A 26,131-nucleotide genomic window follows, 5' to 3' on the forward strand; every position below is an offset into this window, starting at 1 on the left:
ATCTATGTCTTTAGATAGGCTGCTGCCTATATCATCTATCCCTGTAGATTAGTTAAGTACTTACTGCTTATTGTTAAATTGTCGCTAACAACGCTTGGTTTTAGAGGGTGTAAAAAGTTTTGCTTAAAGCTGTATAAAGCAATATTTTGGGTGCATCTTCTAGCCAGGCGTTAAACGAATTTTATACAGTTTTTGACACCAAAAAGGAAGCAGTTGTAATGGCAGACAATTATCAATCTGTAATTCAGCCTGAGGAGAATATTTCTTCTGTAGGCACCGCACAACCCTACGCTGGCACAACAGAAAGAAGCGCAGATTATAGAGCAGTTGAAGTGCCAAAAGAGCCAGTCACCTATAGCCCTTCCACGGAAGCCAAATCTGTAGATAAAGCAATGAGTCCCGCCTTGTCTAGAGCTTTAGTAGGCGGACTAATTGGTGCGACATTAGGCACATTGGCTGGCGCTTTGGCAGGTAGAAAAACCTCTGAAGGTGTTAATCATGCCATCAAAGGCGTTAGTAATGCTTTTAGGACAATCGGTGAAGGCTTAGGTCAAACTGCGAAAGGCGTAGGAGACGCAGCCAAGAGCGTCGGTGAAGGTGTAACTTATGCTGTGGTTGGTGGTAGTTCCGATGCAGCCAAAGGTATTGTTGAAGGCGCTAAGCAAGCAGGAATGGCGACAGCAAATGTAGTGCAAGCAACAGCAGAAGGCGTTAACGAAACGATTCAACGCGCAGCACATTCCATTGAAGTTTCTAGTGAATCTGCTAAGCAATCTATTACTGATGTAGCAGAGCAAAGTAAAGAGATGGTTAAGGACAACGCAATATCCACAAGTCAAAAGTTTGACAGCGTTGAAAGTGGATATGTTAGCCCTATTGACCCAGTATTTGACCCCACTGCTAGTTCAGCTGATGCTTTTGATTCCAGCATTAGTTCAACTGGTATTTAGAACACCTATCTGAGACCTAATAGTAAACCGTTGTAATGAGCAACCAAGGAGGTGATAACAGTGACTAACAGCGATCAGCTTTTAACTGAAGAGGAAGATAGCACTAGCAGCTTAGCAAAAGTGATCATTGGAGCCTTAATAGGCGCTACAGTAGGCGGCATTGCTGGTGCTTTAACTAATAAGCGTGTAGTCAGTCGAATTAATCAGACCGTCAAAGATGTTGGCAATGCGGCTAAAGATGCGGCTAGAGGGGTCAACGATACGGTCAGGGGAGTTGGAGATGCCGTGCAATCAGTTGCTATGGGCGTGAATGATACGGTCAGCGATGTTGGAGATGCAGTTAAAGATGCGGCTGAGGGTGTGAACGGTACTGTAAAAGACACATTTTATTCTGTCAAAGGCACGGCAGAAGATGTTAACACCACCGTCAAAAGTACTTTAGACAGTATCAAGCACCAGTCTGAAGACATCATGGAATCTCCCAAAGATAGTATTGATGTGCCAGCTGAGGAAATGCTTTATAAGCTAGTACCCGTTAGCCCAAGTAAACCAGAGTCGTAAGTCTTTGATCTTGCGATTTCTGCCAGATTCCTATTTTGGCTAAAACACTTTTTTGAGCTTTGGCGTTTTAATCCGTTTTAAAAAGACTGCCTACTAACACTAAGTTGGTAGGTGGTTTTTGCAAGAAAAAGATACGAAGTTGAATCTGAAAACCCATAAGAAATTGTGATTTTATTCAATCCTAGGATTGATGAATATAGATTCTTTAAATGTTCTAAATGTTTGGTAGAGACATAGCAGTATCACACTAATTATTATGGGCTGGTTACAAAAGCTTTTTCTGAAAAAACAATTTCAAGAGCAAGAACAGCCATCCACTGATTCCAGAATGCGAGATTCTAAGATGGTGCAAGTCGTGGCAGAAGAAGTAATTATGGCTGTAGCACACTGGTTAACCGCTGTCGTGAATCGTAGTTTACAGCCTAAGCCTGCTCCTCAACCCAAAGTTGAAGAACAACCTGTGGTCAATAACACCAGTGAGACAGAGCAATTATTGCTGAAACTTAGCACCTTAGTAGAACGATTGTATGAACGCGATCAAGCAATGGCAGCTTTAGAAAAGCGGATTAATTCAATCGAGCAATATCTGGGAGAAAAAGGTGCTTTGGGACAGCATATGAAAGACTCTCGTCAGGCGATCGCTACTCTAGACAACCGCCTTGATTGTGTGGAAACTTTGACACAAGAAATTACACCTTCTTTAGAAAAAGCGGAACTAAATACCCAGCTAATTACAGTTTTAGAAAATCGCACTAAACTAGTGGAAAGCTTATTAGTTAGATTTAGAGTGGTGCCCAGATCGGTAGGAGGAAACTCTCAAGCGATCGCTCTATTGAAAAATCGTGTTGAAGCTTTAGAAGCTGCTCAAGATTCAAGTCACGAAAACAGCCATAAAAGCGTACCTATTACCAAAGTTTTCTAAAACATTAAATTCCTAACTTGATGAGTAGAGGTTTCTCAAATTCTAGAGGAGTCTCTATTTTTGTTTAGGCAAAGTTTAGGCGAAACCTGAAGTGCAAATAACGGTATTAGGCCTGAGCGATCGCCTTACTTTGGGTCCATAGCCCTGCAAAAGCCAACTTGTTAGGAGCCTATAATTTAGATTTGGGAATGATAGAGGCGTTGTGTCTTTAGAATCATTCTTATGTTTGATGAGCTATTCAAGAATTTGACGGGCTTGATTGGTTCTAAAGTGCAGGAAGCTGCCAAAGAGCTTGAAAAACGTCTCGCTGTTCCTGAACCCGCAGAACCATTTACCCTCATCCGCCAATTCACGATTGCTGATTCAACCATCACAAAAGGAGGCATTGCGATCGTTGGGGAAAGCTGGCGGCTTGAAGCCTATGAAGATAATTCCCTACGCCTAATTGACAACGAGCCTCTACGAAAGGTCATTTTGTTCGAAATCGCCGAACCTACTGACCCAGAATGTGTCCTTGCCTGCCGATTTCAAGCAAAGGCACTAAATACCGAAAAAGCAATCACAGTGAAGTTGGGTTTGTGTAAGCAAAGGCAAGTAGGCACATCGGCAAAAGCTTGGTCGAAAAGCGTTTCACCAACTGAAGATTTCCATTCGTTTGAAATTCGCGCTCATTTCAAGCAAGACACTACCCCTGCTAAAGTTCAGGTCCTTATCGACTTTGAAAGTAGCGGCATTCTTGAGATTAGGAATGTCGAACTCCTGCAAGCTCCCGTGAAATTGCAAGCGTAGTCGTCCCAACTAAAAAAGCACCCCTTTAACTTAAAGTAGGTGCTTTTTAGACCAAATCTATATCAGCTATTTACGTTGGTCGCTGAAATAAGGGCGAACGACGGGACTCGAACCCGCGAGTAGTGGAACCACAATCCACTGCCTTAACCTCTTGGCCACGCTCGCCATTGCGTTTCTAAGTATAGCACCCCTTTGAGAAAATTCTCCAGATCTGGGAGCAAAAAAACTGGATTTGCAATCAGTTAATCTGTAATGGGTAAATCGAGCGATTCACTCAGCACAGATCACGGCAGAGCAATTCTTAGCAGGGTTTTATGAAAGGTGTCAGGACAGCCGCATTGTTGACTGGATTGGTGGCTCTGCTAGGCGTGGGAGTTGGCTCAGCAGTAACTAATCCGAGTGAAGCGGCTTACAACAAGTATGCGGCTGAGCAGCTAGGCGCATATTTAAAAGATAATATTTGCTCTCAAGCTCCCACTGCCTTCGGCTTGCAAAAGCGCTGTCTCTCCTTAGCCGCCAACAATCGTGGCGAGATGGAGCAACTAATCGCTGAAAATACCCAGCGCCAAGACTATATCTTCTTTAGTACTTACCAAACTGATTTGTCGATCAATTCACTCCTGCCGCCTTATCTCTCGCTTGGTGGCTCTTTTTTGCCCGCTTACCGTTTTGAGACGGTCGGGGCATTCAACACTTTCTATATTCACAAAGCCCAAAGACGGTAGGGCGATCGCGTCAGCTAGCGGGTTGCGTTTAACGCTTGTAGTACTTGGTGGCTGAAGCAATATTCAAGAATTGTGAGAAATTGTTCTAGCAGCTCAAAAATCCTTTAGGTATAGAACATTACCTAATCCGCGATCGCCCATGAGCTACTGCCTGAATCCGGATTGCCAACGACCGACCAACCCCAGTGCTACTCAGTTTTGTCAGCATTGTGGAGGTCGCCTGTTACTCAGAGAGCGTTATCGGCCCCTCCAACCGTTAGGTCGAGGCGGGTTTGGTAGAACCTTTTTAGCCATAGATGAGGATCTCCCCTTCAAGCCGCTTTGCGTTATTAAGCAACTGCATGTGCCGAGACATACAGGCAGCCACTTCACAAAGGCAGTGGAGCTGTTTCACCGGGAAGCAATGCGCTTGCAAGAGTTGGGGGAATATCCTCAAATTCCCAGATTACTCGCCCACTTTGAGCAAGAAAAACGCCTGTACTTAGTCCAAGCCTGGATTAGTGGGCAGACCCTGGCACAGGAACTGCATGAACAAGGCAGATTTAGCGAGGGCAAGATTTGGGAATTGCTGCAAGACTTGCTGCCTGTGTTGCAGTTTATCCATCAGCACCAAGTCATTCATCGAGATATTAAACCTGCCAATATTATTCGCTACAACCGGACTCCAACGTTGCCACAGGGAAGCTCAGGCTGGTCTGGTTTATCTGCTTCAGGAATCGACCCAGCAGCTCGATCGCTGGTGGAGTCATTGAGCGATCGCAAATTAGTGTTGATTGATTTTGGCGTGGCAAAATCTCTAGCTAGCCCTACGCCTTGCACTGGCACGATTATTGGCAGCCCAGAGTATATGCCACCGGAGCAAATCAAAGGTAAGGTTGTGCCTGCCAGCGATCTTTACAGTTTGGGAGTCACCTGCATTCATCTGCTGACCCAAGTGCCTGCGTTAGATATGTTCGACATTGCCAACAACCACTGGGCGTGGCGCGATTTTTTGCTCAAGGGAACCAGAATTAGCGATCGCTTGGGGCAGATTCTAGACAAACTTCTCCAAGAGGCTATCAGTCAGCGCTATCAGTCAGTGGATGAAGTGTTGCAAGCTATCAATGCCAGTCAAATCACGAGTCAGCTTACCTCGGTTCAGGCTCGGGCTCTGCATCTATCGCCACTCACCTCGGCCTCAGCGCGATCCTCTGCGGTTACTCCAACTCATTGCCCTGGTCAGTTAAGCTCAGCCATCGGAGTGGACTATACAAAGTTGCGAGATTTGTTAGCCGCAGCCCATTGGAAAGAAGCTGACCAAGAGACTTGGGCTGTGCTCTGTCAAGCTTTAGGTAAGCCGTTGGGTCGCTATTTGCTGCCCGGTGACCTGAGCAAATTGCCCTGTGAAGACTTGCAGTCGATCGATGGCTTGTGGATGAAACACAGCCAGAGGCGGTTTGGTTGGACGGTGCAAGTCCAGGTCTATCAAAGTGTCGGTGCAGATTACGGCAGCTTTTGCCAACGAGTGGGCTGGCCTCTGCACAACTCCACTTCTAGCTATAGCAGCCTCAAATTCAACCGTTCCGCGCCGATCGGCCATTTACCTTCACGAGTTTGGGTAGGAGGCTCCTACTGGTGGCGACATATGGAAGCGATCGCGACAAAATTAACTGAATGTAGCCCTCAATCTGTGAAGAAAATTGGAGTAAACCCAGCTTGAGCTCCACCAGGAAAGTTGTAGAGATTATAAAATTCCAAATTTTATTTATGTGAATTAATCTCACTTAATTGAAGCTGAAGGTCTACGAAAATAAGGGCGATCGCGATCTGAGTAAAATTTTCTCCAGCAGAATTTCTAAGTGTATTGACAATCATTCCTAATAGAAATAGATCTCTATGTTGACTATCAGAATCAGCATGGTAAATTGAGCTTATTCACAGTCTTGAAGACAGTGACACGGGAGGGGAAACGATGTCTGAAACTCAAAACTTATTACGTTCTGTTGACCAGGTTTACGATAATCCAATTTTGTTGGAGCGGAGTGTAACTGTTCCTGTCTGTGAAGGGCTAAATATTGCCCTCGCAAGTTTCCAGGCGCTCTATCTGCAATATCAAAAGCACCATTTTGTCGTTGAAGGTGCAGAATTTTATTCCCTACACGAATTTTTCTCGGAAGGTTACGAAGCTGTCCAAGGCCATGCTCATGATGTGGGCGAACGCTTAGATGGTTTGGGTGGTGTGCCAGTGGCTAGCTTTACGAAGCTGGCAGAACTGTGCTGCTTTACTCCAGAGCCAGATGGGGTTTTCTCTTGCCGTCAAATGGTAGAGAACGACTTGCAAGCGGAGCAAGCCCTAATCAAGCTGCTGCGTCGTCAAGCAGGTCAAGCTGAAAGCTTAGGTGATCGCGCTACTCGCTACCTCTATGAGCAAATCTTGCTGAAGACGGAAGACCGAGCGTTCCACCTGTCTCATTTCCTGACTCACGACAGCCTAACCTTGGCCTTTGTTCAGGCAGCTAATTCGAGTAATTAAAGGTTTTGCCAAAAGGTTGTAAACCCAACTACACTTTTCGCTAAACTTCGCTGAGGTGCCATTAGGCACCTTTCTTTTTGGCCAGAAGTTCTAAATCTAAAAAAGTTGTAACTTTGACCAGAATTTTGCATTTTAGCTTGTTGTTTTCTTCAGCTCATCCATTTCAGTCACAACCCTAAGAAATTAGGCTGCGCTAAATTGTTTTACTCGCCGTTCTATTTGAGTGGTAGAAATTGCAGATTTGTGAGATAAACAGCGACTATTTATACAAAGTATTGAGATTGGAAAGATACAATTTACAAAGAAGACCTCTATCTTTTCGGCGCACTCTTGAACTTACCCTCTGCCTATTTGTTGGTGTTTCATGGTAGCCGTGATCCTCGGCCTGCGATCGCGGTGGAACAGTTAGCGCTATTGGTCAGCAAAGAGATTCAACAGCGCTATCACTTATGGGATGAGGGCCAAGATGTGGCACCGCGCTTAAGTTATGTTGGTAGCCCTTACTCAGCAGAAGGCTGGCTCACACCGACTGTTGCTTCAACTCCAGCGACTATTAGTAATCCACGATTGCCTTTAGTTGGAACTGCTTGCCTAGAGCTAGGCCCTCAGCCTCTACATCAACAAATTCAACAATTTGGCGATCGCATTTTGGCCTTAAAGCGGCAGCAAGTGCTTCAGATTGAATCTTCACTCATGCAATTAGTTCCCCTGTTTTTGTTGCCTGGGGTGCATGTGATGGAAGACATTCCTACCGAAGTGGAATTGGCTCAAACCGCTTTAGATTCACACCTTAATTTACAGATTTGCCCTTACTTGGGCACGCACCCGAACTTGGTGCAACTCTTAGCAAATCAGATGGCTGCGGCTAGCGTAGATGTTTGGATTTTGCTGTCGCATGGGAGTCGCCGCCCTGAGGCAAATGCGCCCATTGAGGCGATCGCCACACAACTGAAAGCTATGCCAGCTTATTGGTCAGTTCCACCCAATCTGGAATCGACTGTGGCTGACTTGGTGCAGATGGGACATCACCGAGTTGGCATCCTGCCTTATTTCTTGTTCGCTGGAGGAATCACAGATGCGATCGCTCAGTTAGTGACTCGGCTGTCTTGGCAATTTCCAGAGATAGAACTCACGTTGGCCGAGCCAATAGGAACCAGCCCAGCTTTAGCCTCCCTGGTTTTAGACCTTGCCTTGAGTACTGTCCCCAGCTAGCGATCGCCCTATGCAACTTGCTAGCAAATAGCAGGTCAAAATTGGGTATTTTTTGTATCAAATCTTTCAGTTTTGTGAAACCAACTCTCTTAGGCTGAAACATTGCCAATTCAGTTGGTGCACGATTTTCGGTTCCTCCTCTCCCCGCTTGCCTCAAAACTTCTATGACTGCTGAAGCTAACCTTGCGCCTGCTCCGACTCGAATCTGCCTCGGTAAAGTGTATCTAGTTGGGGCAGGGCCAGGAGACCCCGGATTGCTGACGGTAAAAGGCAAGACCTTGCTGGAGTGCGCCGATGTCGTCATCTACGATGCGTTGGTTAGTCCGCAGATTTTGGACTTGATTAATCCCCACGCTGAGAAAATCAATGCAGGCAAGCGGCGAGGGCGGCACTCCCTAGTTCAGGAAGAAACGACCCAACTACTAATTGAGAAAGCTCAAACTCAAGCCGTGATCGTGCGTTTGAAGGGAGGCGACCCGTTTGTGTTTGGGCGTGGCGGCGAGGAAATGGAAGACTTGATCCAGGCAGGAGTGCCTGTAGAAGTGGTGCCAGGGGTAACTTCTGGAATTGCTGCCCCTGCCTACGCTGGAATTCCCCTCACCCATCGATCGCACAGTTCTTCTGTCACCTTTGTCACAGGTCACGAATCTGCTGGCAAGTATCGTCCAGAGGTAAATTGGGCTGCGCTCGCCCACGGCTCAGAAACAATCGTGGTCTATATGGGCATTCACAACTTGCCCTACATCCTGAGCGAGCTGCAAGCGGCTGGACTGGGAGCAGAGACCCCCATCGCCTTAATCCGCTGGGGCACTCGTCCCGACCAAGAAGAACTGATTGGCACCTTCAGCACCATCGTGGCCCAGATGGAAGCCGCTGAGTTTAGTGCTCCGGCGATCGCGGTGATTGGCTCGGTCGTTAATTTACATGGGCTGCTTTCTGGTTCTCGACCTTCGGAGTTGGGGGTAAGGCGTGGGCTGTAATGAGTAATGAGTGAGAAGTGAGAACTTATTCCTCGTTGTAGCTAAATAGCGACTGCAGATAGTCTTGGAGCGGCTGCACAACCGACAATGGAAGAAGCGCATCCATGATTCGGTTTTGAGGGCTGGTTACTTTGGCTTCAGAAGTTAATTTACAGGTTGAACAGGCTGGCGAACGGCTCGATCGCTGGCTATCGGAGCAACTGCCTGACTTGTCTCGTTCGCGGCTGCAAAAGCTGATTGAGCAAGGCCAAGTGCAGGTAAATGGTCAAGTCTGCACCTCTAAGAAGGCTACTGTGCAGATGGGCGATCGCGTACAGGTCGAGATTCCTGAAGCACAACCGCTGGAGTTGCAACCTGAAGCCATCCCCCTTGATATTCTCTACGAAGACGACCATCTACTGATTGTAAATAAGCCTGCTGGGCTAGTGGTCCATCCCGCACCGGGACATGACTCGGGCACGCTGGTACACGCGCTGTTGGCTCACTGTCAAACTTTGTCTGGATTAAATACTCTGCCTGGAATTGGCGGCGTGCAGCGACCGGGAATTGTCCATCGTCTCGACAAAGACACCAGTGGCGCGATCGCGATCGCTAAAACTGACCAGGCCCATCACCACTTACAAGCCCAACTAAAAGCAAAAACGGCTCGCCGGGAATATCTAGCTGTGGTTTACGGTTCCCCCAACGCCGAAAGTGGCACCATTGACCTGCCCATCGGTCGGCATCCGGTAGACCGTAAAAAAATGGCGATCGTTGTGGAAGCAAAGGGAGGACGCCGAGCTGTGACCCATTGGCGAGTATTGGAGCGCTTGGGGAACTACACGCTGATGCACTTTCAGCTAGAAACTGGCCGCACTCATCAAATTCGGGTCCACAGTGGCCATATAGGTCATCCCATCGTCGGAGATCCGGTTTACAGTTCCCAGCGCCCTATCGGTGTAAACCTGCCAGGTCAAGCACTACATGCTTGGAAACTCCGATTGCAGCACCCTGTCTCAAATGACTGGATCGAAGCGACAGCCCCTCCTCCGCCTGTTTTTAAGACGCTGTTGGAAGTCTTAAAGAAACGAATTGCTTTACCAAACTTAAAGATTTAGTCGAAAATTTGCGTTACACATATCTACACAAGAGCGGAGTTTACAAGAAACAGCTCGAAATTTAGATCCTTTGCTATATCTAGTTTTGAGGTTTTATTAAGAATCTATAAAACTATTAACTGGTAGTGACTAAGTATAAATACTCTACAAAAATGTAACGAAATGTTTTGAATTTTCTGGTTAATGGTCGGCTGAAGCCTTTGATTGATAAGGATTTGAATTAATCGTTCGCATAGATTTGCTGGTTTTAATAACTTGTAATAAATAAAGCCTTTACCGCGGTGTATAAAAATAACCTGAAGGGTATAAACAACAGGCAAAAGTTGACCAAAGCGCCGAGTTATTGAGTTTTGAGTTCTCTCATACAAATATGAAATTTTCTCAGATTTCTTAAATTGCCTTTACTTTTACCGTCGGTAACGAGTTAGAGGGTGGGAGAGCTAAATAGTTTTGGTTGATGTCTGTTGCAACCTTTCTGGGCTACCTGAGCAGCTTCAAGTGGCTGAACTAACATCCCAGCTCTGAATCCAGATTCAAACTCAAGTCAAAATTAGGAGAAAAAGTCCATGTTAGATGCATTCGCCAAGGTTGTTTCTCAGGCTGATGCTAAGGGTGAATTCCTCAGCACCTCTCAGCTCGATGCTTTGACCAACATGGTTAAAGAAGGCAACAAGCGCCTGGATGTTGTTAACCGCATCACTGGCAACGCTTCCACCATCGTTGCTAATGCAGCTCGCGCTTTGTTCGAAGAACAGCCTCAGTTGATCCAACCCGGCGGTAACGCATACACCAACCGTCGGATGGCTGCTTGCCTCCGCGACATGGAAATCATCTTGCGTTATGTAACCTACGCAACCATCGCTGGTGATTCCAGTGTTCTTGACGATCGCTGCTTGAATGGCCTCCGCGAGACCTACCAAGCTCTAGGTGTACCTGGTGGTTCTGTGGCTTCTGGCGTTCAAAAAATGAAGGATGCTGCGATCGCAGTTGCTAACGACCCCAACGGTATCACCAAGGGCGATTGCAGTGCGTTGGTCTCCGAACTCGCTAGCTACTTCGACCGCGCTGCTGCTGCAGTTGGCTAATTGAGCCTCTGTTTCAACCAAGTCACGGAATACGTTTCTACAAAAACTTTGCAGAACAGGATATTTAGGGAGATACCGTAACTATGAAGACCCCCATTACCGAAGCGATCGCCGCAGCAGATACTCAAGGCCGTTTCCTCAGCAACGCTGAGATGCACCAAGTTTATGGTCGCTATGAGCGTGCCGCTGCTGCTATGGAAGCTGCTCGTGCTTTGACCAGCAATGCTCAAAAGTTGGTTGATGGTGCAGCTAATGCTGTTTACCAAAAATTCCCTTACACCACTCAGCAAGCTGGCAACAACATGGCTTCTGATGCTCGTGGTAAGTCCAAGTGTGCTCGTGACATCGGTTACTACGTGCGCATCATCACTTACAGCTTGGTAGCTGGTGGCACAGGTCCTTTGGATGAGTACCTCCTCGCTGGTCTAGATGAAATGCACCGGACCTTCGACCTCTCCAACAGCTGGTACGTTGAAGCTCTGAAGCACATCAAAGCTAACCACGGTATCACCGGACAAGCTGCTGTAGAAGCTAACGCTTACATCGACTACGCGATCAACGCTCTAAGCTAATTGAACGCATGGCCCGGAAAGATATGCAAGTGCTGGCGAGTGTTAGCAGTTGTTTATCTTCCCGGGCATTGTTTTTCTCAATTTGAATATAAGAATCTTCGAAAATCTTTTGTGTTGGGAGGGCATGCATGAGCGGTTTAGCAGCGTCCAATTTGGCGGCAGCAGGGAAGCTCGGTGTTTCTGCTTTTGATGCGACCAGAGTAGAATTGCGTCCAGACTGGTCAGAAGATGATCTCCGGGCCGTAATCCGGGTTGCCTATCGCCAAGTTTTAGGCAATGACTACGTGATGAAGTCTGAGCGCCTCAGTAATAGCGAGTCTCAACTCCGCCAAGGCAACATCACGGTGCGGGAGTTTGTCCGAGCGATCGCGAAGTCCGACCTTTATAAAAACAAATTTCTTTTTCCTAATTCCAATACGCGCTTTATTGAACTGAATTACAAGCACTTACTCGGTCGTGCTCCCTATTCAGAAGACGAAATCAATTTTCACCTTAACCTTTACAACGAAAAAGGTTACGACGCTGAAATCGACTCTTACATCGACAGTGCTGAATACGAAGATAACTTTGGCAACAACGTAGTTCCTTACTACCGTGGCTTCTCGGTTGATCCTGGTGTTAGAACCACGGGCTTTACCCGCATGTTCCGCCTTTATCGGGGTTATGCCAATAGCGATCGCGCTCAAGTTGCAGGTAAAGCTCCTCACGTATTCCGCGAGTTGGCTCAGAACCGCGCTTCTAGCATCGTAAAGCCTACGGGTGAAGGTAGCCGTAGCTTCCATAGCAGCGTTGGTGATGACACTCCCAACAAGGCATTGGGTGGCTCTTGGGGCGAAGGCGGACGGATTTATCGTCTAGAGGTGACAGGAATTCGCAACCCTGGATATCCAAAAGTCCGTCGCAGCAGTGTTGCTTATCTCATTCCCTACGAGCAGATGCTCCCCAAGATGCAGCAGATTCATCGCATGGGCGGCACAATTGTCAGCGTTACGCCTGCTTAAGGCTGCTAATCGCATCTTACTGAATTAAGTCTTTAAGAAAAGACGGTAATGGCAGGCATCAATTTAATGAGCTTGCCATTACTGCCTGCAATCATCTAGTTCAACTTCATAGGAGCTATTGTAACGATGTTTGGTCAAACTGCTTTAGGAAAAGCTTCTTTAAGCGATTCCGCTAGCCGCATGTTTCGCTTTGAAGTTCAAGGCTTGCGTCAAAACGAAGAAGCTGACAAGCTCAACTACTCGATTCGTCGCAGCGGTAGCACCTATGTAACTGTGCCCTACGGTCGCATGAATGAAGAAATGCAGCGAATTAGCCGTTTGGGCGGCAAGATTGTCAACATCACCTCGGTCTCTGCTTAGTTAGTGCCTATGGCACCAGGGAGTGAAGCTTTTTGCTCCCATTCGATTCACACTGGTTCGATTCACACTGGATTGATTTCGTCCCAGAGCTAATCTTCTAAGTTTTGATGAGGGAGTTGTTGCAATTATGTTTGGTCAAAGTTCCTTAGGAAGCAATACCTCGGTGGATGATTCTGCTAGCCGCATGTTTCGGGTTGAAGTGCGGGGTCTGCGTCAAACCTATCGCTCTAATAAGCTCAGCTATCCGATTCGCCGTAGTGGCAGTACTTACGTCACTGTACCCTACGGTCGCATGAGTGAAGAGATGCAGCGGATTAATCGTTTGGGCGGCAAGATTGTCAGCATTGAACCTCTGAACGCTGATCATCCTCAAGCAAAAGCAGAGGCGACGGCGGCACATCAGAATATTGAGGCGACCGCAGAAGCTGATAACGTGACAGCCGCACCCGTTGCCAAAGGTTAACTTGGGTGCCATTGTCTGTTCCCTGTTCCTGTGCTGAACCTGTTAGATTCATGTCCGAAACCAGCCTACAGCAGTCTTTTGAATCAGAGTCACAACCCACTGAGTCTTCTGGCGAAGCTTTAACTGTTGAGCAAGCGATCGCCAACCTCACTCATGAGGACTTGAGTCTCCGTTATTATGCTGCTTGGTGGCTGGGAAAGTTTGCCAAAGGCGAACCTGAAGTCGTTGACGCTCTGATTGCCGTCCTAGAGGATGAAGCCGATCGCACTGAGCTAGGAGGCTATCCACTGCGGCGAAATGCAGTTCGGGCATTGGGGAAGCTGGCAGACGACCGGGCCGTACCAGGATTGTTAGGTTGTTTAGACTGCCCTGACTATTATGTCCGCGAAGCTGCGGCTCAGTCTTTAGGCATGTTGGGCGATCGCACCTGCATTCCGGTTTTGATGTCTTGGCTAGAAGGCGGCGTGGCAGCGGTGCAACTGTTTCCAGGGCGACCTCACCTGACGCAACCTGCTGAGGCAGCAATGGAAACCTTAGAAGCCTTAAAGGTAACAGAGGCAGTACCGCTGATCGAACCCTTTCTCCAGCATTCGTTGGACCGGGTGCGGCATGGAGCAGCAAGAGCTTTATATGTGCTAACTCAAGATCCGGTTTATGGAGAACGGTTGGTTCAAGAGTTAGGCAATAGCGATCTGAAAATGCGTCGCATGATTTTGCTAGATATGGGCGCGAGTGGCTATTTGTCAGGAGCTGAGGCGATTGCCCAAGCTTCTGTGGAAAATAGCTTTAAAGTAATGGCCCTTAAAAGCTTGCTAGAAAACCATCTTAAGCAGCAGCTAGAGGCTGTCTTGGTTTCACCGTCTACTGAGCGAGTCATGAATTTGCTGGACTCATTGCTGTAGGCGGTTACGGATTTTGAGGTCATCAGCACTCAGTTCATTGAACTCCCTCAAAATCTATTGCCCATCTTCTTGAACTTGATACAGCTATGACCCATTCTGCTTGCGCTTCTGATCTGATTTTTGCTATCGAACAAGCGGCTACTCCCGCTAGTTTAGTGGTGGCAGTTCAAGCTTTGGCAGAAGCTCGTCTAGAGGCAGGCATTCCCACACTTATTTCAGCGCTGGGCTACAACAACCCCGAAGCGGCTGTGATTGCAGTGCAAGGATTGGTTGAGTTGGGAGAAGCAGCAGTTCAACCTTTAATTGAGCGGTTAGATGATTACAACTATGGCGCTAGGGCTTACTCATTTCGAGCTTTAGCCGCGATCGCCGACCCTCAAGCTTTAGACGTTCTCATTAATGCCGCAGAAACTGACTTTGCTCCGAGTGTACGTCGGGCAGCAACTAAGGGGATTGGGCAACTTCACTGGTCTCAACTTCCAGATGAACAACGCCAAGCAGCTCAAGATCGGGCATTGCAGTCACTGTTGGCCTTAGCCCAGCATCCAGATTGGGACATTCGTTATGCAGCGGTAGTGGGTCTCCAAGCTTTAGCCTCCTCCGGAGAGGCGACTGAAGTGGAGCTGGCTGCACGAATCTTAGCCCAGTTCAATCACATTGCTCAAACCGATGCCGACTTAGCTGTGCGTGCTAGAGCTGAAATGGCTCAGCAGCAACTAAACGCATTGAGCAATCAGTTGGCAGCGATCGGCTAGCGATCGGCTGTCATTTTTTGTTACTCGATACCTGTTCCTCGATACAGTGGTAAACGTTACCTATGTCTATTCCACTCCTTGAAGTTACACCCAAAACCCAGAATCAACGGGTTCCTGGTTTCGAGGTGCCCAATGAAGATGCTCCTCAGCCTTACCGCTTTAGGGAACCTGCTTCCCAGTCGGATGTGCAAGAGTTGATTTGGTCGGCCTATCGCCAAATCTTCAGTGAGCACTTAATTCTAGAAGAGTACCGTCAACTCGCCTTAGAGTCGCAACTACGCAACCGTCAACTTTCTGTGCGGGAGTTCATCCGTGCCCTCGGAAAGTCGGATGTCTACCGTCGTGAAGTTGCCGACACCAACTCGAACTATCGCTTGGTTGATATTACCTTCAAGCGCTTCTTAGGGCGGGCTACCTACGGCAAAGATGAGCAAATCGCTTGGTCAATTGTGATTGCCACACGAGGTTTGCACGGCTTCATTGACGCTGTCGTAGATAGCGATGAGTATCAGCAAAACTTTGGTGACTCCATCGTGCCTTATCAGCGCCGACGCATGGAGGGGAGACCCTTCAACTTAGTGACTCCTCGTTACAGCGACTACTGGCGGATCCAGAAGTCTACTTCAGGTAGCAGTAGTGCGTTTGCTCAAGGTCGGCAGTACCAAGCGGGCGATCGCGATCTGCAAGTCATTCGCAGAGGGATTCCGGCAAGCTTCTTGAATATGGCTCAAGGTATCTTGGTGCCTCAAATGAACTATCAGCGAACAACTGACCAGGCTCGGGGTGTCGCAGCAGCTTATACCTCCGGTCAGACTGCTTCTACCCATGATGTGCCACCACCCCCCACTGTGAAGCGGACCAATGTAGCACTGCCCTACCGTTATATTCCGACTCAACCCAAGGTCTAACTCAGTCCACGTTTCAAACTGATGAATCGGGGCGATCGCTTACAGGACTATTTAGGAGTTTACTGATGGCAATTCCTCTACTAGAGTACAAACCCTCTTCACAAAATCAGCGAGTTGCTGGTTATGAAGTGCCAAACGAAGATAATTCCGATATCTATAAGCTAGATAGCGGTAGCGCCAGCGATGATATTCAAGCAATCATTTGGGCTGCTTACCGTCAGGTGTTTAGTGAGCACGAAACCCTCCGCAACCACCGCCAAACGGCTTTAGAGTCTCAACTGAAAAATCGGGCGATTACAGTCCGCGATTTCATTCGGGGCTTGGCTAAGTCCGATGTGTATTGGCGGCTAGTTGTAGAAACCAATTCCAACTATCGCGTGGTGGAGTTAACCCTCAAGCGCTTGTTGGGCCGTGCTCCCTACAACAAAGACGAAGAAATCGCTTGGTCAATCAAGATTGCGACCCAAGGCCTGAGCGGCTTTGTGGATGCTTTGGTAGATAGCGAAGAGTACACCCAAAACTTTGGCGACAACACGGTGCCTTATCAGCGCCGTCGCTATAAAGATCGCCCGTTCAATTTAGTCACGCCACGCTACAACAGCTACTGGCGCGATAAGGAAGAAGGCGATCGCTACAAGTGGGGCGATGTGAATAACTTCTTGGAGATGGCGCGATCGCTCAAGCTGCCTCAAGCCAAGTTTGTGACTGTCAAAACCGCTAACATCCAGATTCCGAATACCACTCGCGACGCGCAGCCCACAGGCACCCTCGCTTCAATCAATACATCCGCTGGTTTTCCGATCCGCTAAAAGCGTACAATCCAAGAGAGGCGTGGAATTGTCAAATTCCTTTGGCGACGCAGTTTGCGGGTGATCCAGTTTGCACGCTCTAGGCATTGTAAGTTTTTAACTATTTTCATAAGGGAGATTCTGGCATGGCATTGCCGTTACTTGCATACAAACCAACTGCCCCAAATCACCGGGTTCGTAGCTTTGGTATTTCTGACCAAAACGAGGACACCCCTTACATCTATCGGACGGAGAACGTCAGCTCTCCCGAAGAACTGCGCCAGTTGATTTGGGCAGCTTATCGTCAAGTCTTTAACGAACAGTTAGTTCTGAGATTTAACCGTCAAGTGACTCTAGAAACTCGCTTGGCAAACGGCTCCATTACGGTTCGTGACTTCATCCGAGAATTGGCGAAATCAGAGCGCTTCTACACCTTGGTGGTAGGCGTGAATGATAATTACCGCTTGGTAGAAGTCTGCCTCAAGCGCTTGCTAGGTCGTGAACCTTACAACCAAGATGAAAAGATCGCTTGGTCGATCAAGATTGGTACTCTAGGCTTCCACGGCTTCGTTGATGCCTTAGTAGATAGCGAAGAGTACACCCAAAACTTTGGGGACAGCACTGTCCCTTATCAGCGGAAGCGGATGCAGAATCGGCCCTTTACCTTCCTGCCTCGCTACGGCGAAGACTATCAGGAAGTGGCTGGAACTGCTACCACCGACTGGCGCATCACCTTGGAGAAATTCTACACTCGCAAGTTCCAAGATCGGCAGTTGCCTGAAGGCGATCCTCGTCGCTTCCGGGATGTTGCAGCTGCGATCGCACCCAAAGGAAATTATGCACAGCGGATTTCTGCTTTTGACATTGACTACCTGAACAAGGTACCTGTGCGCGGTAGACGCTAAACTTTACAGCCCGCTCCTTGGAGTGGCTAACGAGTAATTTTTAACTGGGTCTAGTTACTGTTGACTAAAAACTTGATGGAGCCCGATCGCGGTTCCGTAAGTTCTCTAGATACAACAGTAGGTAGACCCAGTAGTTTTATAAATTCATGGGTGTAAAGTGTTGCACTTGTTCGCACTAGTTATTTCTAGGGAAACTCTATGTCTCGCCTGATTAAAGTTTTAGCGATTGATGGCGGTGGTATCCGGGGTGTGATTCCGGCGATGCTCCTAGCCGAAATTGAGAAACGCACAGGCCAAGCGATCGCTGAATTATTCGATGTCATTGCTGGAACCTCAACCGGTGGCATCCTAGCTTTAGGTTTAACTAAGCCCAACGCTAGCGGCAAACCTGCCTATTCGGCAGCTAATCTCGTACATTTATACGAAGCTGAAGGAGCACGGATTTTCCCCAAGTCTTCGCTGAGTAAAATACGCGGCTTAGTCAATCAAAAATATCCAGCAATCGGTATTGAAGCCGTCCTCAGGCAGTACTTTGGCGACACCATGCTGAGCCAAGCGCTAAAGACTGTTTTGGTGCCTAGCTACGATACTGAGTTGCGGCGTCCTTATTTTTTCAAAAGTCGCAAAGCGAAGGCAGATAGCGATCGCAATTTTCCTATGGCAACTGTTGCTCGCGCCACCTCTGCGGCCCCAACTTACTTTGAGCCGCTACAAGCTAAATCGAATCAGGGTTTGGTGCCCTCCACCTTTATTGATGGTGGCGTGTTTGCTAACAATCCCGCCATGTGTGCTTACGTGGAAGCCAGAAAAAATCACCCAGAAGCCCATGATTTTTTGGTGGTTTCACTCGGCACAGGTGAACTAACCACTAGTTTCAACTATGCTCAGATCAAAAATTGGGGCTTACTGGAGTGGGCACGCCCTATTTTTAATATTGTTTCAGATGGCGTCAGTGACACCGTAGACTATCAATTACAAGAGTTGCTAGCTAACGAGGAAAACCCACCGCGCTACTACCGTTTTCAGGCTTCACTCCATGCTCTCGGTAAGCTCGATCGCGGTAACCACATCGATAATGCCAGCCCCGAAAATATTGCTTTCCTCAAGCGAATTGCTCAAAACACGATTCACAACAATGAGCGGGAACTGAACTCACTCTGTCACCAGCTAGTTGCTGGACTAGTCGTTAGCTAGCCTGCTTCACCAATCGAACAAGCTAGCTGAGGGTTAGTTGAGGTTGCCTTAAGCGGAGGGAGCTTCGTCTCTAGGAGCATCAGCAATGGCTGCTTCACTCTTGGCCTGTGCTCTTTGCTCACGTTGCTTGCGATCGGCGTTGAGGATATCTTCCATCGCTGCTTGCGCCTGAGCCATTTTCTCCAAATTGCTGCGGTATAGTTCCAGATCTTTTTGCACTTTATCCTCTGGCAAGTGCAGTGTGGCTCCTACTTGCTTCAGGAACTCAGTGCGCTGCTTTTCATCCTTCACCATTTCTGGGTCAGCCAACTCCAGAATCGTGAATAAGCCAATGGCAAACAAGCGACTATATTTGAACTTAGAACTGGCAGCGATCGCTTGCAGGGTCTCTTGGAGCGCTTGACCACCCTCTAGGCTGCTAAGTTGCCCAGTTGGGGAAATCAACTCTTGGGCCGATACCTGAGTCGCTAAGGTTTTTAATTGTTCAGCATCTTGACGATACTTTTGAGGGTCGGCTCCTAAAGCTTGACAAAGGGCATTGAAAATTGAGACTTTATCTTGCTCAGGACGATAGCCTTTCATAAAACGGTCAAAGGAAGACACAACCCCCAACGCGTAAATTGGGTCGTAGTGAAAGTCAACATTGACCGAAAGCAAGTGCATTTCTACCATCAACTCTTCCACCACTCGTCGATAGATCGAGTTGATGGGACGGGTATGAACCGTATAGAAGTTGCGCTTAGTATCGGAGACGGTGCGAACGTTATTCACAGGAAGCATTCAGGGGATCAGTAACTTCATTGTCTCGCTTGGCGGGAGGTTTGCCAAGGCAACAGCACGCCAATCAAGGATGGCTGTCTCTGTATTCTACAATTTGAGATTGCAGAGACTCGCCTACTCTGAAATTTTCACCTGAATGAGTGGCCTTAGCCTACTACCTTGGTGGTGAATTTGAGCACCACGACCAAGCGATCGCTGAGGCAACTTGATTTGTGCATCTGCGGTCACGGCAAGGTTCGATTAAATCAATATATTTAGCTAGCAATACCTCTAGGTACGCCTTCTAAAGCTTCTTCCTCAGTTTCAAAAATTTCAAAAACTGAGTCCATCATGGTGACTTCAAAGACTAGCTTGGCTTCTGGATGGACGTTACAAATACGGAAGCTGCCTTTGACTTTTTCCGCATCGCGCATTCCTGCAACCAGAGAGGTGAGACCAGAACTGTCAATAAAATTGACCTGGCCTAAATTCACCACCACATGGCGGCTCAATTTGGAAATACATTCCTGTAACTTTAAGCGAAACTGCCAGGCGGTTGTAATGTCTAAGCGTCCGGTGGGGGTTAAGACAATGACTGTAGTACCGTCTTGGGTTGTGTAAGTTCTCTGCTCCATTGGGATCGCTGATCCTCCCCTAGCAATAATGGGTATTTGGGAAATGAACTGGTGCTGGCAATAACTGAGAAGATCAGGAGCAGCCGCAACTTAAATAAAAATTGAGCTACTGATCCGTAGATTAGTGGGTACCAGCCATTGTTAAGCCTGTAGACTCCCCGAGTTAGACACGAGTTGCGCCTTATCTATAGTTGGCAGGTGGCAGAGGTTTATAACATATCGGGCAGAAAAATTTCTGGCGATCGCAGCCCTACCTCCCGTAGTTTACCTCAGCTCTCAGAGGCGGGAGAAAACCAGTTAACCCAGTCTTGCGGCTTAAGAAAGGTTTGGTACAGCTCGGCTTCAGGGGTGTTGGGTTCTGGTTCGTAACCATACTCCCAACGTACGAGGGGCGGGAGAGACATCAAAATTGATTCGGTGCGGCCATTGGTTTGTAAACCAAAAATGGTGCCTCGGTCGTAGACTAAGTTGAACTCGACGTAACGACCCCGACGATAAAGCTGGAAATTCCGTTCGCGATCGCCATACTCAGTCCCTTGTCTGCGCTCTGCAATGGGCACATAGGCGGGCAAGAAAGCCTGACCGCAGGACTGAATGAAGCTAAAAATTTCCTCCCAGCTACGGCTACCGATCTGACCTACTTGATTGCTATGGAGTGCCGCTGGGCCGTCTGCCGCTGGACCGCGATACAAGTGATTAGTGAGTCCATCTTGATAGTCGAAGAAGATGCCGCCAACTCCTCGCGTTTCTTGGCGATGATTTAAGTAGAAGTATTCGTCGCACCACAGCTTAAAGGTGGGGTAGTACTCAGGATGGTGAGCATCACAAGCTTGCTTCAGAGTTTGGTGAAAATGCACCACATCTTCAGCAAAAGGATAGTAAGGGGTTAGGTCAATGCCACCACCGAACCACCAAACGGGACCCGCTTCAAAATAACGGTAGTTGAGATGCACCGTGGGGATGTAGGGATTTCGGGGGTGCAGCACCATGGAAGTGCCTGTGGCATAAAACTTGTGACCCGCCGCTTCTGGTCGTTGAACCAGCACGGAGGGAGGGAGATGAGTACCCCAAACTTCAGAAAAGTTTACGCCTCCCTGCTCAAACACTCTGCCTTCTCGCATCACCCGCGATCGCCCGCCACCGCCTTCGGGCCGTTCCCAGGCATCTTCCTGAAACGTTGCTTGCCCGTCTAGCTGTTCCAAACCTTGGCAAATTTGATCTTGCAGGTCTTTCAAGAATTGGCTGACCTGCTGCCGTGAGTCAGTAGGAAGGGTCAGTTTAGATGCAGTTGCCTCAGGAGTGGAAGAAGTAGTCATAACCTTCAGTGCAATACCGTTAAAAATTTTGGCTGGCGTGCTGGAATCTCAACAGAAGTTAAAAAATGATCGCAAGCCCGAAGTTTAACTGGGCTTAGTTAGGCTAAGTGAAATGCATCAAGACCGAGTTTCAAGGTCTTCCAGTGCGTAAACTTCTATAGAGTTTTATCGAGAGAATCGCAAAAAGCTTAACAGATAGCCGCACAAAATTGGCGAACTTGATACGTTTTTACAACATTATCTAGCAGTCTAACTTTTCCCTAGATTACTCTGAAACTTATTCTCTGCGGTTGGATTAATGTGAGGGCGCGAAGGTCGTTGATTTTGCCTGCTAGACCTCAGTTTAAATGGCTTAATCACACACAAAATCTGTGGCGTCGTTGATCTATCTTTAGTGCGATCGCACCTGATTGTGACAATCGTTATGATGGCTGATCCGAGATGAGCGATCGCAATTGTTAGGATCGAGCTAGGCAGCGATCGCGCTATCCCAACCTGTTGAAGTGACTCGATGCGGGAACAAAAATGGCAAAATTTTTAACTAAACTGCGACTTCGGCGTCATCGGATCAGGTTTCAGTATTCTTTGGTGAGAACTTATCAAGCGCTCAGTACGGCTTCTGTAGAAGATCTATGGTGCAAGATTGGTGACCTCACCGATGTGTCTTGGCATCCTTTACTGGCTAGCACTGATGTCCCGCATGGCTTGGTCGTGAAACCAGGGCTAATTTATCGAGCCGTGACGCGTTTGAGCCCCATTCCAGTTCGGATTTTTGTGGAGCGGGTGAATCCAGGAGAATTACTCAGCGTCCGAATTTTAGCAATTCCTGGGGTGGAAGAACGTGTTACTTACCAGGTTGAATCAACGGTTTGTGGAACCCGTGTATCTTATTCAGTGACGTTGCGCGGTTGGCTTTCCCCTTTAATTTGGTCCTTGACTCAACCTTACGCAGCTAGGGTGGCAACAAAATTAGTGCAAGCGGCAGAGCAAGCAGCCCTATCCACAGTGCCAGTTGATGCCAGGACGCGATCGCCCGGAAATAGTTGTTTTGATTTTTGATAGGCGATTCGGCAGTCGCGATCGCCTACAGACACGAATCCACCCGCGGTAACGGTAAGATTGCACTAGAGGACAAAGCCACTTACCTTATATCCTCCCGTTGCAGTTAGGGTGGAGAATTTATAATCTCGTATGCTTAATGCTGATTCAGTTCTAGAAGTTCTGCGCCCCGTTCAAGACCCCGAACTTCGCAAGAGTTTGGTGGAATTGAATATGATTCGCAACGTCGCGATCGCAGATGGCACCGTTAGCTTTACCTTAGTGCTCACAACCCCTGCTTGCCCCCTGCGCGAATTTATTGTTGAAGATTGTCAGAGAGCAGTCAAAACTCTACCTGGAGTTCAAGAAGTCAAGGTAGAGGTTACTGCTGAAACTCCACACCAAAAGTCGCTGCCCGATCGCACTGGCATCGAGGGTGTAAAAAATATTGTTGCGATTTCTAGCGGTAAGGGTGGTGTTGGCAAAAGCACCGTGGCTGTGAACGTGGCAGTAGCCCTGGCCCAAGCGGGAGCCAAAGTAGGACTGATCGATGCAGATATTTATGGTCCCAACGCTCCGACGATGCTAGGTCTAGCTGATGCCCAAGTGATGGTCTCTAAAGGCCCTCAAGGAGATATTCTGGAGCCTGCCTTTAACCACGGCGTTAAGCTGGTTTCAATGGGCTTTTTGATTGACCCTGACCAGCCTGTAATCTGGCGGGGACCAATGCTGAATGGCATCATTCGGCAGTTTCTCTATCAGACGCAGTGGGGTGACCTAGACTACCTGATTGTGGATATGCCACCTGGGACGGGGGATGCTCAACTGACACTGGCGCAAGCGGTACCGATGGCTGGAGCCGTGATTGTCACGACGCCGCAAACGGTCGCGCTATTAGACTCCCGCCGGGGCTTAAAGATGTTCCAGCAGATGGGAGTGCCTGTCTTGGGCATTGTAGAGAATATGAGCTACTTTATTCCTCCTGACATGCCCGATCGCCAATATGACATTTTTGGTTCAGAAGGCGGAGCGAAGGCGGCTCAGGAACTGGGTGTACCTTTGCTGGGATGTGTGCCGCTAGAAATTCCGCTCCGACAAGGAGGCGATCGCGGCCTACCAATTACAGTTGGTGATCCTGAATCAGCCTCAGCCAAAGCTTTAAAAGCAATTGCTCAACAAATTGCGGCAAAAGTTTCTGTCGCCGCGCTGGCATCAGCGTAATAGATGTTTATGGTGATTGGGACAACCCAGTTACCTCCCTAACAGCTTTCGACTTAAACTTGACCATTTGCTAGAACATGTTGCAGAAATCGCTAGCCCGAATTCGCTGGAAATCTTTAATTCAACCTTGGCAAGAGACTGACGGCTGGTTGTTTTTCCTCCCTATTGGTCTCACGTTCCTCGGTGGCGTGATGATTTATAGCACCGAGTTGAATCAAGGCTGGACTGACTGGTGGCAACACTGGTTGATCGGCGGCATTGGGTTAGTGCTGGCGTTAATAATCTCTAGGTGCCGCTACGAAAACTTGTTGCAGTGGCGTTGGGTGATTTACGGCATCACCAATGCATCTCTGCTAGCCGTTATGTTTATCGGCACCACAGCGCTGGGAGCCCAGCGCTGGATTACGATTGCTGGTTTTAACATTCAGCCGTCTGAGTTTGCCAAGTTAGGCATGATTATTACCTTGGCGGCCATGTTGCACGGGCGGACTGCTTCCACCCTGACTGCGGCGATTCAGACTTTAGCAGTGACGGCGCTGCCTTGGGGTTTAGTATTTTTGCAGCCAGATTTGGGTACGTCGCTGGTCTTTGGGGCAATTACCATTGGTATGCTCTATTGGGGAAACGCCAATCCTGGTTGGCTGGTGCTGCTGATTTCTCCAATTGTTTCGGCCATCCTGTTTAATGTCTTTTTCTCTAGTTGGTTGCTGGGTTTGGAGCTTATCTGGGTGGTGGCGATGGGGGCGATCGCCTGGATGACCTTACCCTGGCCTAGGCTCGGAGCACTAGGGGCAGTGGCTGTTAACCTGATCTCTGGAGCGCTAGGGCATGTTCTCTGGGGATTGCTCAAGGATTACCAGAAAGACCGCCTAATTTTGTTCTTAGATCCAGACAAAGACCCCTTGGGCGGCGGCTATCACTTGATTCAATCTCGAATTGCGATCGGAGCGGGTGAGTGGTGGGGCCGAGGGTTTATGAAAGGCACTCAGACGCAGCTCAACTTCATTCCGGAGCAACATACCGACTTTATCTTTTCTGCGATTGGCGAGGAACTTGGTTTTATTGGTTCTTTTCTGGTGTTGCTCGCTTTTTGGTTGGTCTGCCTGCGGCTGATTATGGTGGCGCAGAATGCCAAGGACAACTTTGGTTCGTTGCTAGCAGTGGGTGTGTTTTCCATGCTAGTGTTCCAGGTTGTCGTGAACGTCGGGATGACCATTGGCTTGGCTCCCGTAACTGGAATTCCCCTGCCTTGGATGAGTTATGGGCGATCGGCCCTCTTAACCAACTTCGTCGCGATCGGCTTGGTGCAATCGGTGGCAAATTACCGCCAAAGGCTAAAGTTCTAGAGCGGCAGAATTAGGCTAGCTGCTAGTACTTTACTCAATTGGATTTGTTGAGTGGGCTTCGCCTAACCAACAACCAAAACTAACACGGTGAAATACTAGTAAGCTATTTAGAAGAGAAGCGACTCCAGTCACTCCATCCTATTCACTGAACACCTATTCACTGAACACTATGATTTTGCCTGGCTCAGCAGTTCGTGTGACCAGCACCTCTGATATTTACTACGGCTTCCAAGGTCTTGTGCAGCGTGTAACCGATGGCAAGGCAGCCGTCTTGTTTGAAGGAGGTAACTGGGACAAGTTGGTTACGTTCCGCTTATCGCAGTTGGAATTAGTAGACGCGACGGCAGGCCGTAAGAAAGCGAAGTAGCACCTATGCGGTTGCCCCTACCCCAATTTGCTCACCAAAATCGTCCACCGAATCACATTGCTGAAGTGATTGAGACGGCAACGACGGAGTTTTTGGCGCAGTGCTTAGAACCGGAGGACTTAAGTTTTCCGGTCATGCCGCCTTTTGGCAGTTGGGTACGCTCTATTGATGAAGAGTCGGGGAATCACGTTTATGCTGTGGTGTATCATGCCACGACGAGCCCGATCGATTCAGTGCATCGGGCGCGGGCTTTAGGGTTGTCGTTACAAGATTTACGCGAGCAGCAACCCCAGATTTTTGCCATGCTGAAGACAGAGTTTCGGGCTGCGATCGTTGGATTTCGGCCCTGCGAAACTGGAGTAGCTGGGACACAACGCCTGAGTGAAACGATTTATCAGCACTTGCCGCCTCGACCGCCACAAATTCACCAAGCAGTATATGTTTGTGAATCAGAGGAAGTGCTGCACTTTAGTGAAAAGCTAGATTTTTTGCGAGCTTTGCTACAAGTGAATGGAGCTCCAGTCGATGCGTTAACTGCGGCAGCCATTCGAGAGATTTATCAATTACGCCAAGCCGATCGCACTTGGCTAGTGAACGCGGGACGCACTTTGAGTGTGTTACTCAAAGATGATTACGATCGCCTGCGAGTAATCTTGAGTCAGATCCACCTATAGGTATTTACTTCTTCTTCCTTTAGAGCCTTAAGGTTTGGAATGATGCGGACAAGTCAGCACTCAAGCAAGACTTTCCGCGTAATGCCTGAGAGCT

Annotated in this window: 29 protein-coding genes and 1 tRNA gene; 26 read left to right on the plus strand and 4 right to left on the minus strand. The window is 48.3% G+C overall.

The genetic code is table 11. The features are described 5' to 3' along the window. Positions 1-146: 146 nt before the first annotated feature. The 4 genes from H6F72_RS17320 (at position 147) to H6F72_RS17335 (ending at position 3,222) form a co-directional block, all read left to right on the plus strand. On the plus strand, positions 147-950 hold the full coding sequence (locus H6F72_RS17320) for a hypothetical protein (protein WP_190438211.1): 804 nt from the start codon (positions 147-149) through the stop codon (positions 948-950). A gap of 60 nt (positions 951-1,010) precedes the next feature. Further along, positions 1,011-1,511 carry a hypothetical protein gene (locus H6F72_RS17325; RefSeq protein ID WP_190438214.1) on the plus strand — a complete coding sequence of 167 codons (501 nt, stop codon included), beginning with the start codon at positions 1,011-1,013 and terminating at the stop codon, positions 1,509-1,511. Between the two features lie 328 nt (positions 1,512-1,839). Beyond that, positions 1,840-2,433, plus strand: coding sequence for a hypothetical protein (locus H6F72_RS17330; protein ID WP_190438215.1), 594 nt, complete (start codon positions 1,840-1,842; stop codon positions 2,431-2,433). Between the two features lie 222 nt (positions 2,434-2,655). Beyond that, positions 2,656-3,222, plus strand: coding sequence for a hypothetical protein (locus tag H6F72_RS17335; protein WP_190438218.1), 567 nt, complete (start codon positions 2,656-2,658; stop codon positions 3,220-3,222). A 92-nt stretch (positions 3,223-3,314) separates the two neighbouring features. On the opposite strand, the gene H6F72_RS17340 is transcribed toward H6F72_RS17335, so the two are convergent. After that, positions 3,315-3,387: transfer RNA gene (locus tag H6F72_RS17340), tRNA-His, on the minus strand. Positions 3,388-3,536: 149 nt separating this feature from the next. Here H6F72_RS17340 and H6F72_RS17345 point away from each other — a divergent pair. The 17 genes from H6F72_RS17345 to H6F72_RS17425 all read left to right on the plus strand — a co-directional run bounded on the left by H6F72_RS17345 (position 3,537) and on the right by H6F72_RS17425 (position 18,681). Further along, positions 3,537-3,947 carry a DUF4359 domain-containing protein gene (locus H6F72_RS17345; protein WP_190438220.1) on the plus strand — a complete coding sequence of 137 codons (411 nt, stop codon included), beginning with the start codon at positions 3,537-3,539 and terminating at the stop codon, positions 3,945-3,947. A gap of 139 nt (positions 3,948-4,086) precedes the next feature. Then, complete coding sequence (locus H6F72_RS17350) at positions 4,087-5,646, plus strand: serine/threonine-protein kinase (RefSeq protein ID WP_190438223.1); 1,560 nt, start codon at positions 4,087-4,089, stop codon at positions 5,644-5,646. A gap of 252 nt (positions 5,647-5,898) precedes the next feature. Then, the gene (locus H6F72_RS17355) at positions 5,899-6,459 is read left to right on the plus strand and encodes a Dps family protein (RefSeq protein WP_190438226.1); all 561 of its coding nucleotides are present in this window, start codon (positions 5,899-5,901) and stop codon (positions 6,457-6,459) included. A 330-nt stretch (positions 6,460-6,789) separates the two neighbouring features. Then, complete coding sequence (locus H6F72_RS17360; protein ID WP_190438229.1) at positions 6,790-7,671, plus strand: sirohydrochlorin chelatase; 882 nt, start codon at positions 6,790-6,792, stop codon at positions 7,669-7,671. Between the two features lie 164 nt (positions 7,672-7,835). Then, positions 7,836-8,651 (plus strand): uroporphyrinogen-III C-methyltransferase, encoded by an 816-nt coding sequence (gene cobA, locus H6F72_RS17365; RefSeq protein ID WP_190438232.1) that lies wholly within the window; start codon positions 7,836-7,838, stop codon positions 8,649-8,651. 131 nt (positions 8,652-8,782) lie between these two features. Continuing rightward, complete coding sequence (locus H6F72_RS17370) at positions 8,783-9,748, plus strand: RluA family pseudouridine synthase (protein ID WP_190438233.1); 966 nt, start codon at positions 8,783-8,785, stop codon at positions 9,746-9,748. Between the two features lie 566 nt (positions 9,749-10,314). Continuing rightward, positions 10,315-10,833 (plus strand): phycocyanin subunit beta, encoded by a 519-nt coding sequence (locus tag H6F72_RS17375; RefSeq protein ID WP_190438236.1) that lies wholly within the window; start codon positions 10,315-10,317, stop codon positions 10,831-10,833. 83 nt (positions 10,834-10,916) lie between these two features. Continuing rightward, the gene (cpcA, locus tag H6F72_RS17380) at positions 10,917-11,405 is read left to right on the plus strand and encodes a phycocyanin subunit alpha (protein WP_190438238.1); all 489 of its coding nucleotides are present in this window, start codon (positions 10,917-10,919) and stop codon (positions 11,403-11,405) included. 128 nt (positions 11,406-11,533) lie between these two features. Beyond that, positions 11,534-12,406: a phycobilisome linker polypeptide gene (locus H6F72_RS17385; RefSeq protein ID WP_190438240.1), complete on the plus strand. Its 873-nt coding sequence runs from the start codon at positions 11,534-11,536 to the stop codon at positions 12,404-12,406. Between the two features lie 126 nt (positions 12,407-12,532). Then, on the plus strand, positions 12,533-12,766 hold the full coding sequence (locus H6F72_RS17390; RefSeq protein ID WP_190438242.1) for a phycobilisome linker polypeptide: 234 nt from the start codon (positions 12,533-12,535) through the stop codon (positions 12,764-12,766). A 127-nt stretch (positions 12,767-12,893) separates the two neighbouring features. After that, on the plus strand, positions 12,894-13,229 hold the full coding sequence (locus H6F72_RS17395) for a phycobilisome linker polypeptide (protein WP_190438245.1): 336 nt from the start codon (positions 12,894-12,896) through the stop codon (positions 13,227-13,229). A gap of 50 nt (positions 13,230-13,279) precedes the next feature. After that, positions 13,280-14,131, plus strand: a complete 852-nt coding sequence (locus H6F72_RS17400) for a HEAT repeat domain-containing protein (RefSeq protein ID WP_190438248.1) — start codon at positions 13,280-13,282, stop codon at positions 14,129-14,131. An 86-nt stretch (positions 14,132-14,217) separates the two neighbouring features. Next, positions 14,218-14,886, plus strand: coding sequence for a HEAT repeat domain-containing protein (locus H6F72_RS17405; RefSeq protein WP_190438251.1), 669 nt, complete (start codon positions 14,218-14,220; stop codon positions 14,884-14,886). A gap of 62 nt (positions 14,887-14,948) precedes the next feature. Continuing rightward, positions 14,949-15,794, plus strand: coding sequence for a phycobilisome rod-core linker polypeptide (locus tag H6F72_RS17410; RefSeq protein WP_190438254.1), 846 nt, complete (start codon positions 14,949-14,951; stop codon positions 15,792-15,794). Between the two features lie 65 nt (positions 15,795-15,859). Continuing rightward, on the plus strand, positions 15,860-16,603 hold the full coding sequence (locus tag H6F72_RS17415; RefSeq protein ID WP_190438257.1) for a phycobilisome rod-core linker polypeptide: 744 nt from the start codon (positions 15,860-15,862) through the stop codon (positions 16,601-16,603). Positions 16,604-16,728: 125 nt separating this feature from the next. Continuing rightward, positions 16,729-17,487 (plus strand): phycobilisome rod-core linker polypeptide, encoded by a 759-nt coding sequence (locus H6F72_RS17420; protein WP_190438259.1) that lies wholly within the window; start codon positions 16,729-16,731, stop codon positions 17,485-17,487. Positions 17,488-17,685: 198 nt separating this feature from the next. Continuing rightward, positions 17,686-18,681 carry a CBASS cGAMP-activated phospholipase gene (locus tag H6F72_RS17425; RefSeq protein ID WP_190438261.1) on the plus strand — a complete coding sequence of 332 codons (996 nt, stop codon included), beginning with the start codon at positions 17,686-17,688 and terminating at the stop codon, positions 18,679-18,681. Between the two features lie 48 nt (positions 18,682-18,729). Here H6F72_RS17425 and psb29 read toward each other — a convergent pair whose 3' ends face one another. The 3 genes from psb29 to hemF all read right to left on the minus strand — a co-directional run bounded on the left by psb29 (position 18,730) and on the right by hemF (position 21,391). Then, positions 18,730-19,452 (minus strand): photosystem II biogenesis protein Psp29, encoded by a 723-nt coding sequence (psb29, locus tag H6F72_RS17430; protein ID WP_190438641.1) that lies wholly within the window; start codon positions 19,450-19,452, stop codon positions 18,730-18,732. A gap of 263 nt (positions 19,453-19,715) precedes the next feature. After that, entirely contained in the window at positions 19,716-20,075 is a 360-nt protein-coding gene (locus H6F72_RS17435; RefSeq protein WP_190438263.1) for an STAS domain-containing protein, read from the minus strand. Positions 20,076-20,344: 269 nt separating this feature from the next. Then, on the minus strand, positions 20,345-21,391 hold the full coding sequence (gene hemF, locus H6F72_RS17440; protein ID WP_190438266.1) for an oxygen-dependent coproporphyrinogen oxidase: 1,047 nt from the start codon (positions 21,389-21,391) through the stop codon (positions 20,345-20,347). Between the two features lie 588 nt (positions 21,392-21,979). Between hemF and H6F72_RS17445 the strand changes: the two genes are divergently transcribed. From H6F72_RS17445 to H6F72_RS17465, 5 genes are all read left to right on the plus strand, one after another. Beyond that, positions 21,980-22,450 (plus strand): SRPBCC family protein, encoded by a 471-nt coding sequence (locus H6F72_RS17445; protein WP_313930222.1) that lies wholly within the window; start codon positions 21,980-21,982, stop codon positions 22,448-22,450. A 132-nt stretch (positions 22,451-22,582) separates the two neighbouring features. Beyond that, positions 22,583-23,650 (plus strand): Mrp/NBP35 family ATP-binding protein, encoded by a 1,068-nt coding sequence (locus H6F72_RS17450; protein WP_190438271.1) that lies wholly within the window; start codon positions 22,583-22,585, stop codon positions 23,648-23,650. A 77-nt stretch (positions 23,651-23,727) separates the two neighbouring features. Further along, the gene (rodA, locus tag H6F72_RS17455; protein ID WP_190438274.1) at positions 23,728-24,996 is read left to right on the plus strand and encodes a rod shape-determining protein RodA; all 1,269 of its coding nucleotides are present in this window, start codon (positions 23,728-23,730) and stop codon (positions 24,994-24,996) included. A 169-nt stretch (positions 24,997-25,165) separates the two neighbouring features. Next, positions 25,166-25,363: an NAD(P)H dehydrogenase subunit NdhS gene (locus H6F72_RS17460; RefSeq protein ID WP_190438286.1), complete on the plus strand. Its 198-nt coding sequence runs from the start codon at positions 25,166-25,168 to the stop codon at positions 25,361-25,363. A gap of 5 nt (positions 25,364-25,368) precedes the next feature. Beyond that, positions 25,369-26,037 carry an HAS-barrel domain-containing protein gene (locus tag H6F72_RS17465; protein ID WP_190438288.1) on the plus strand — a complete coding sequence of 223 codons (669 nt, stop codon included), beginning with the start codon at positions 25,369-25,371 and terminating at the stop codon, positions 26,035-26,037. Positions 26,038-26,131 lie beyond the last annotated feature (94 nt).

This window comes from Trichocoleus sp. FACHB-46 (assembly GCF_014695385.1).
GTDB lineage: Bacteria > Cyanobacteriota > Cyanobacteriia > FACHB-46 > FACHB-46 > Trichocoleus.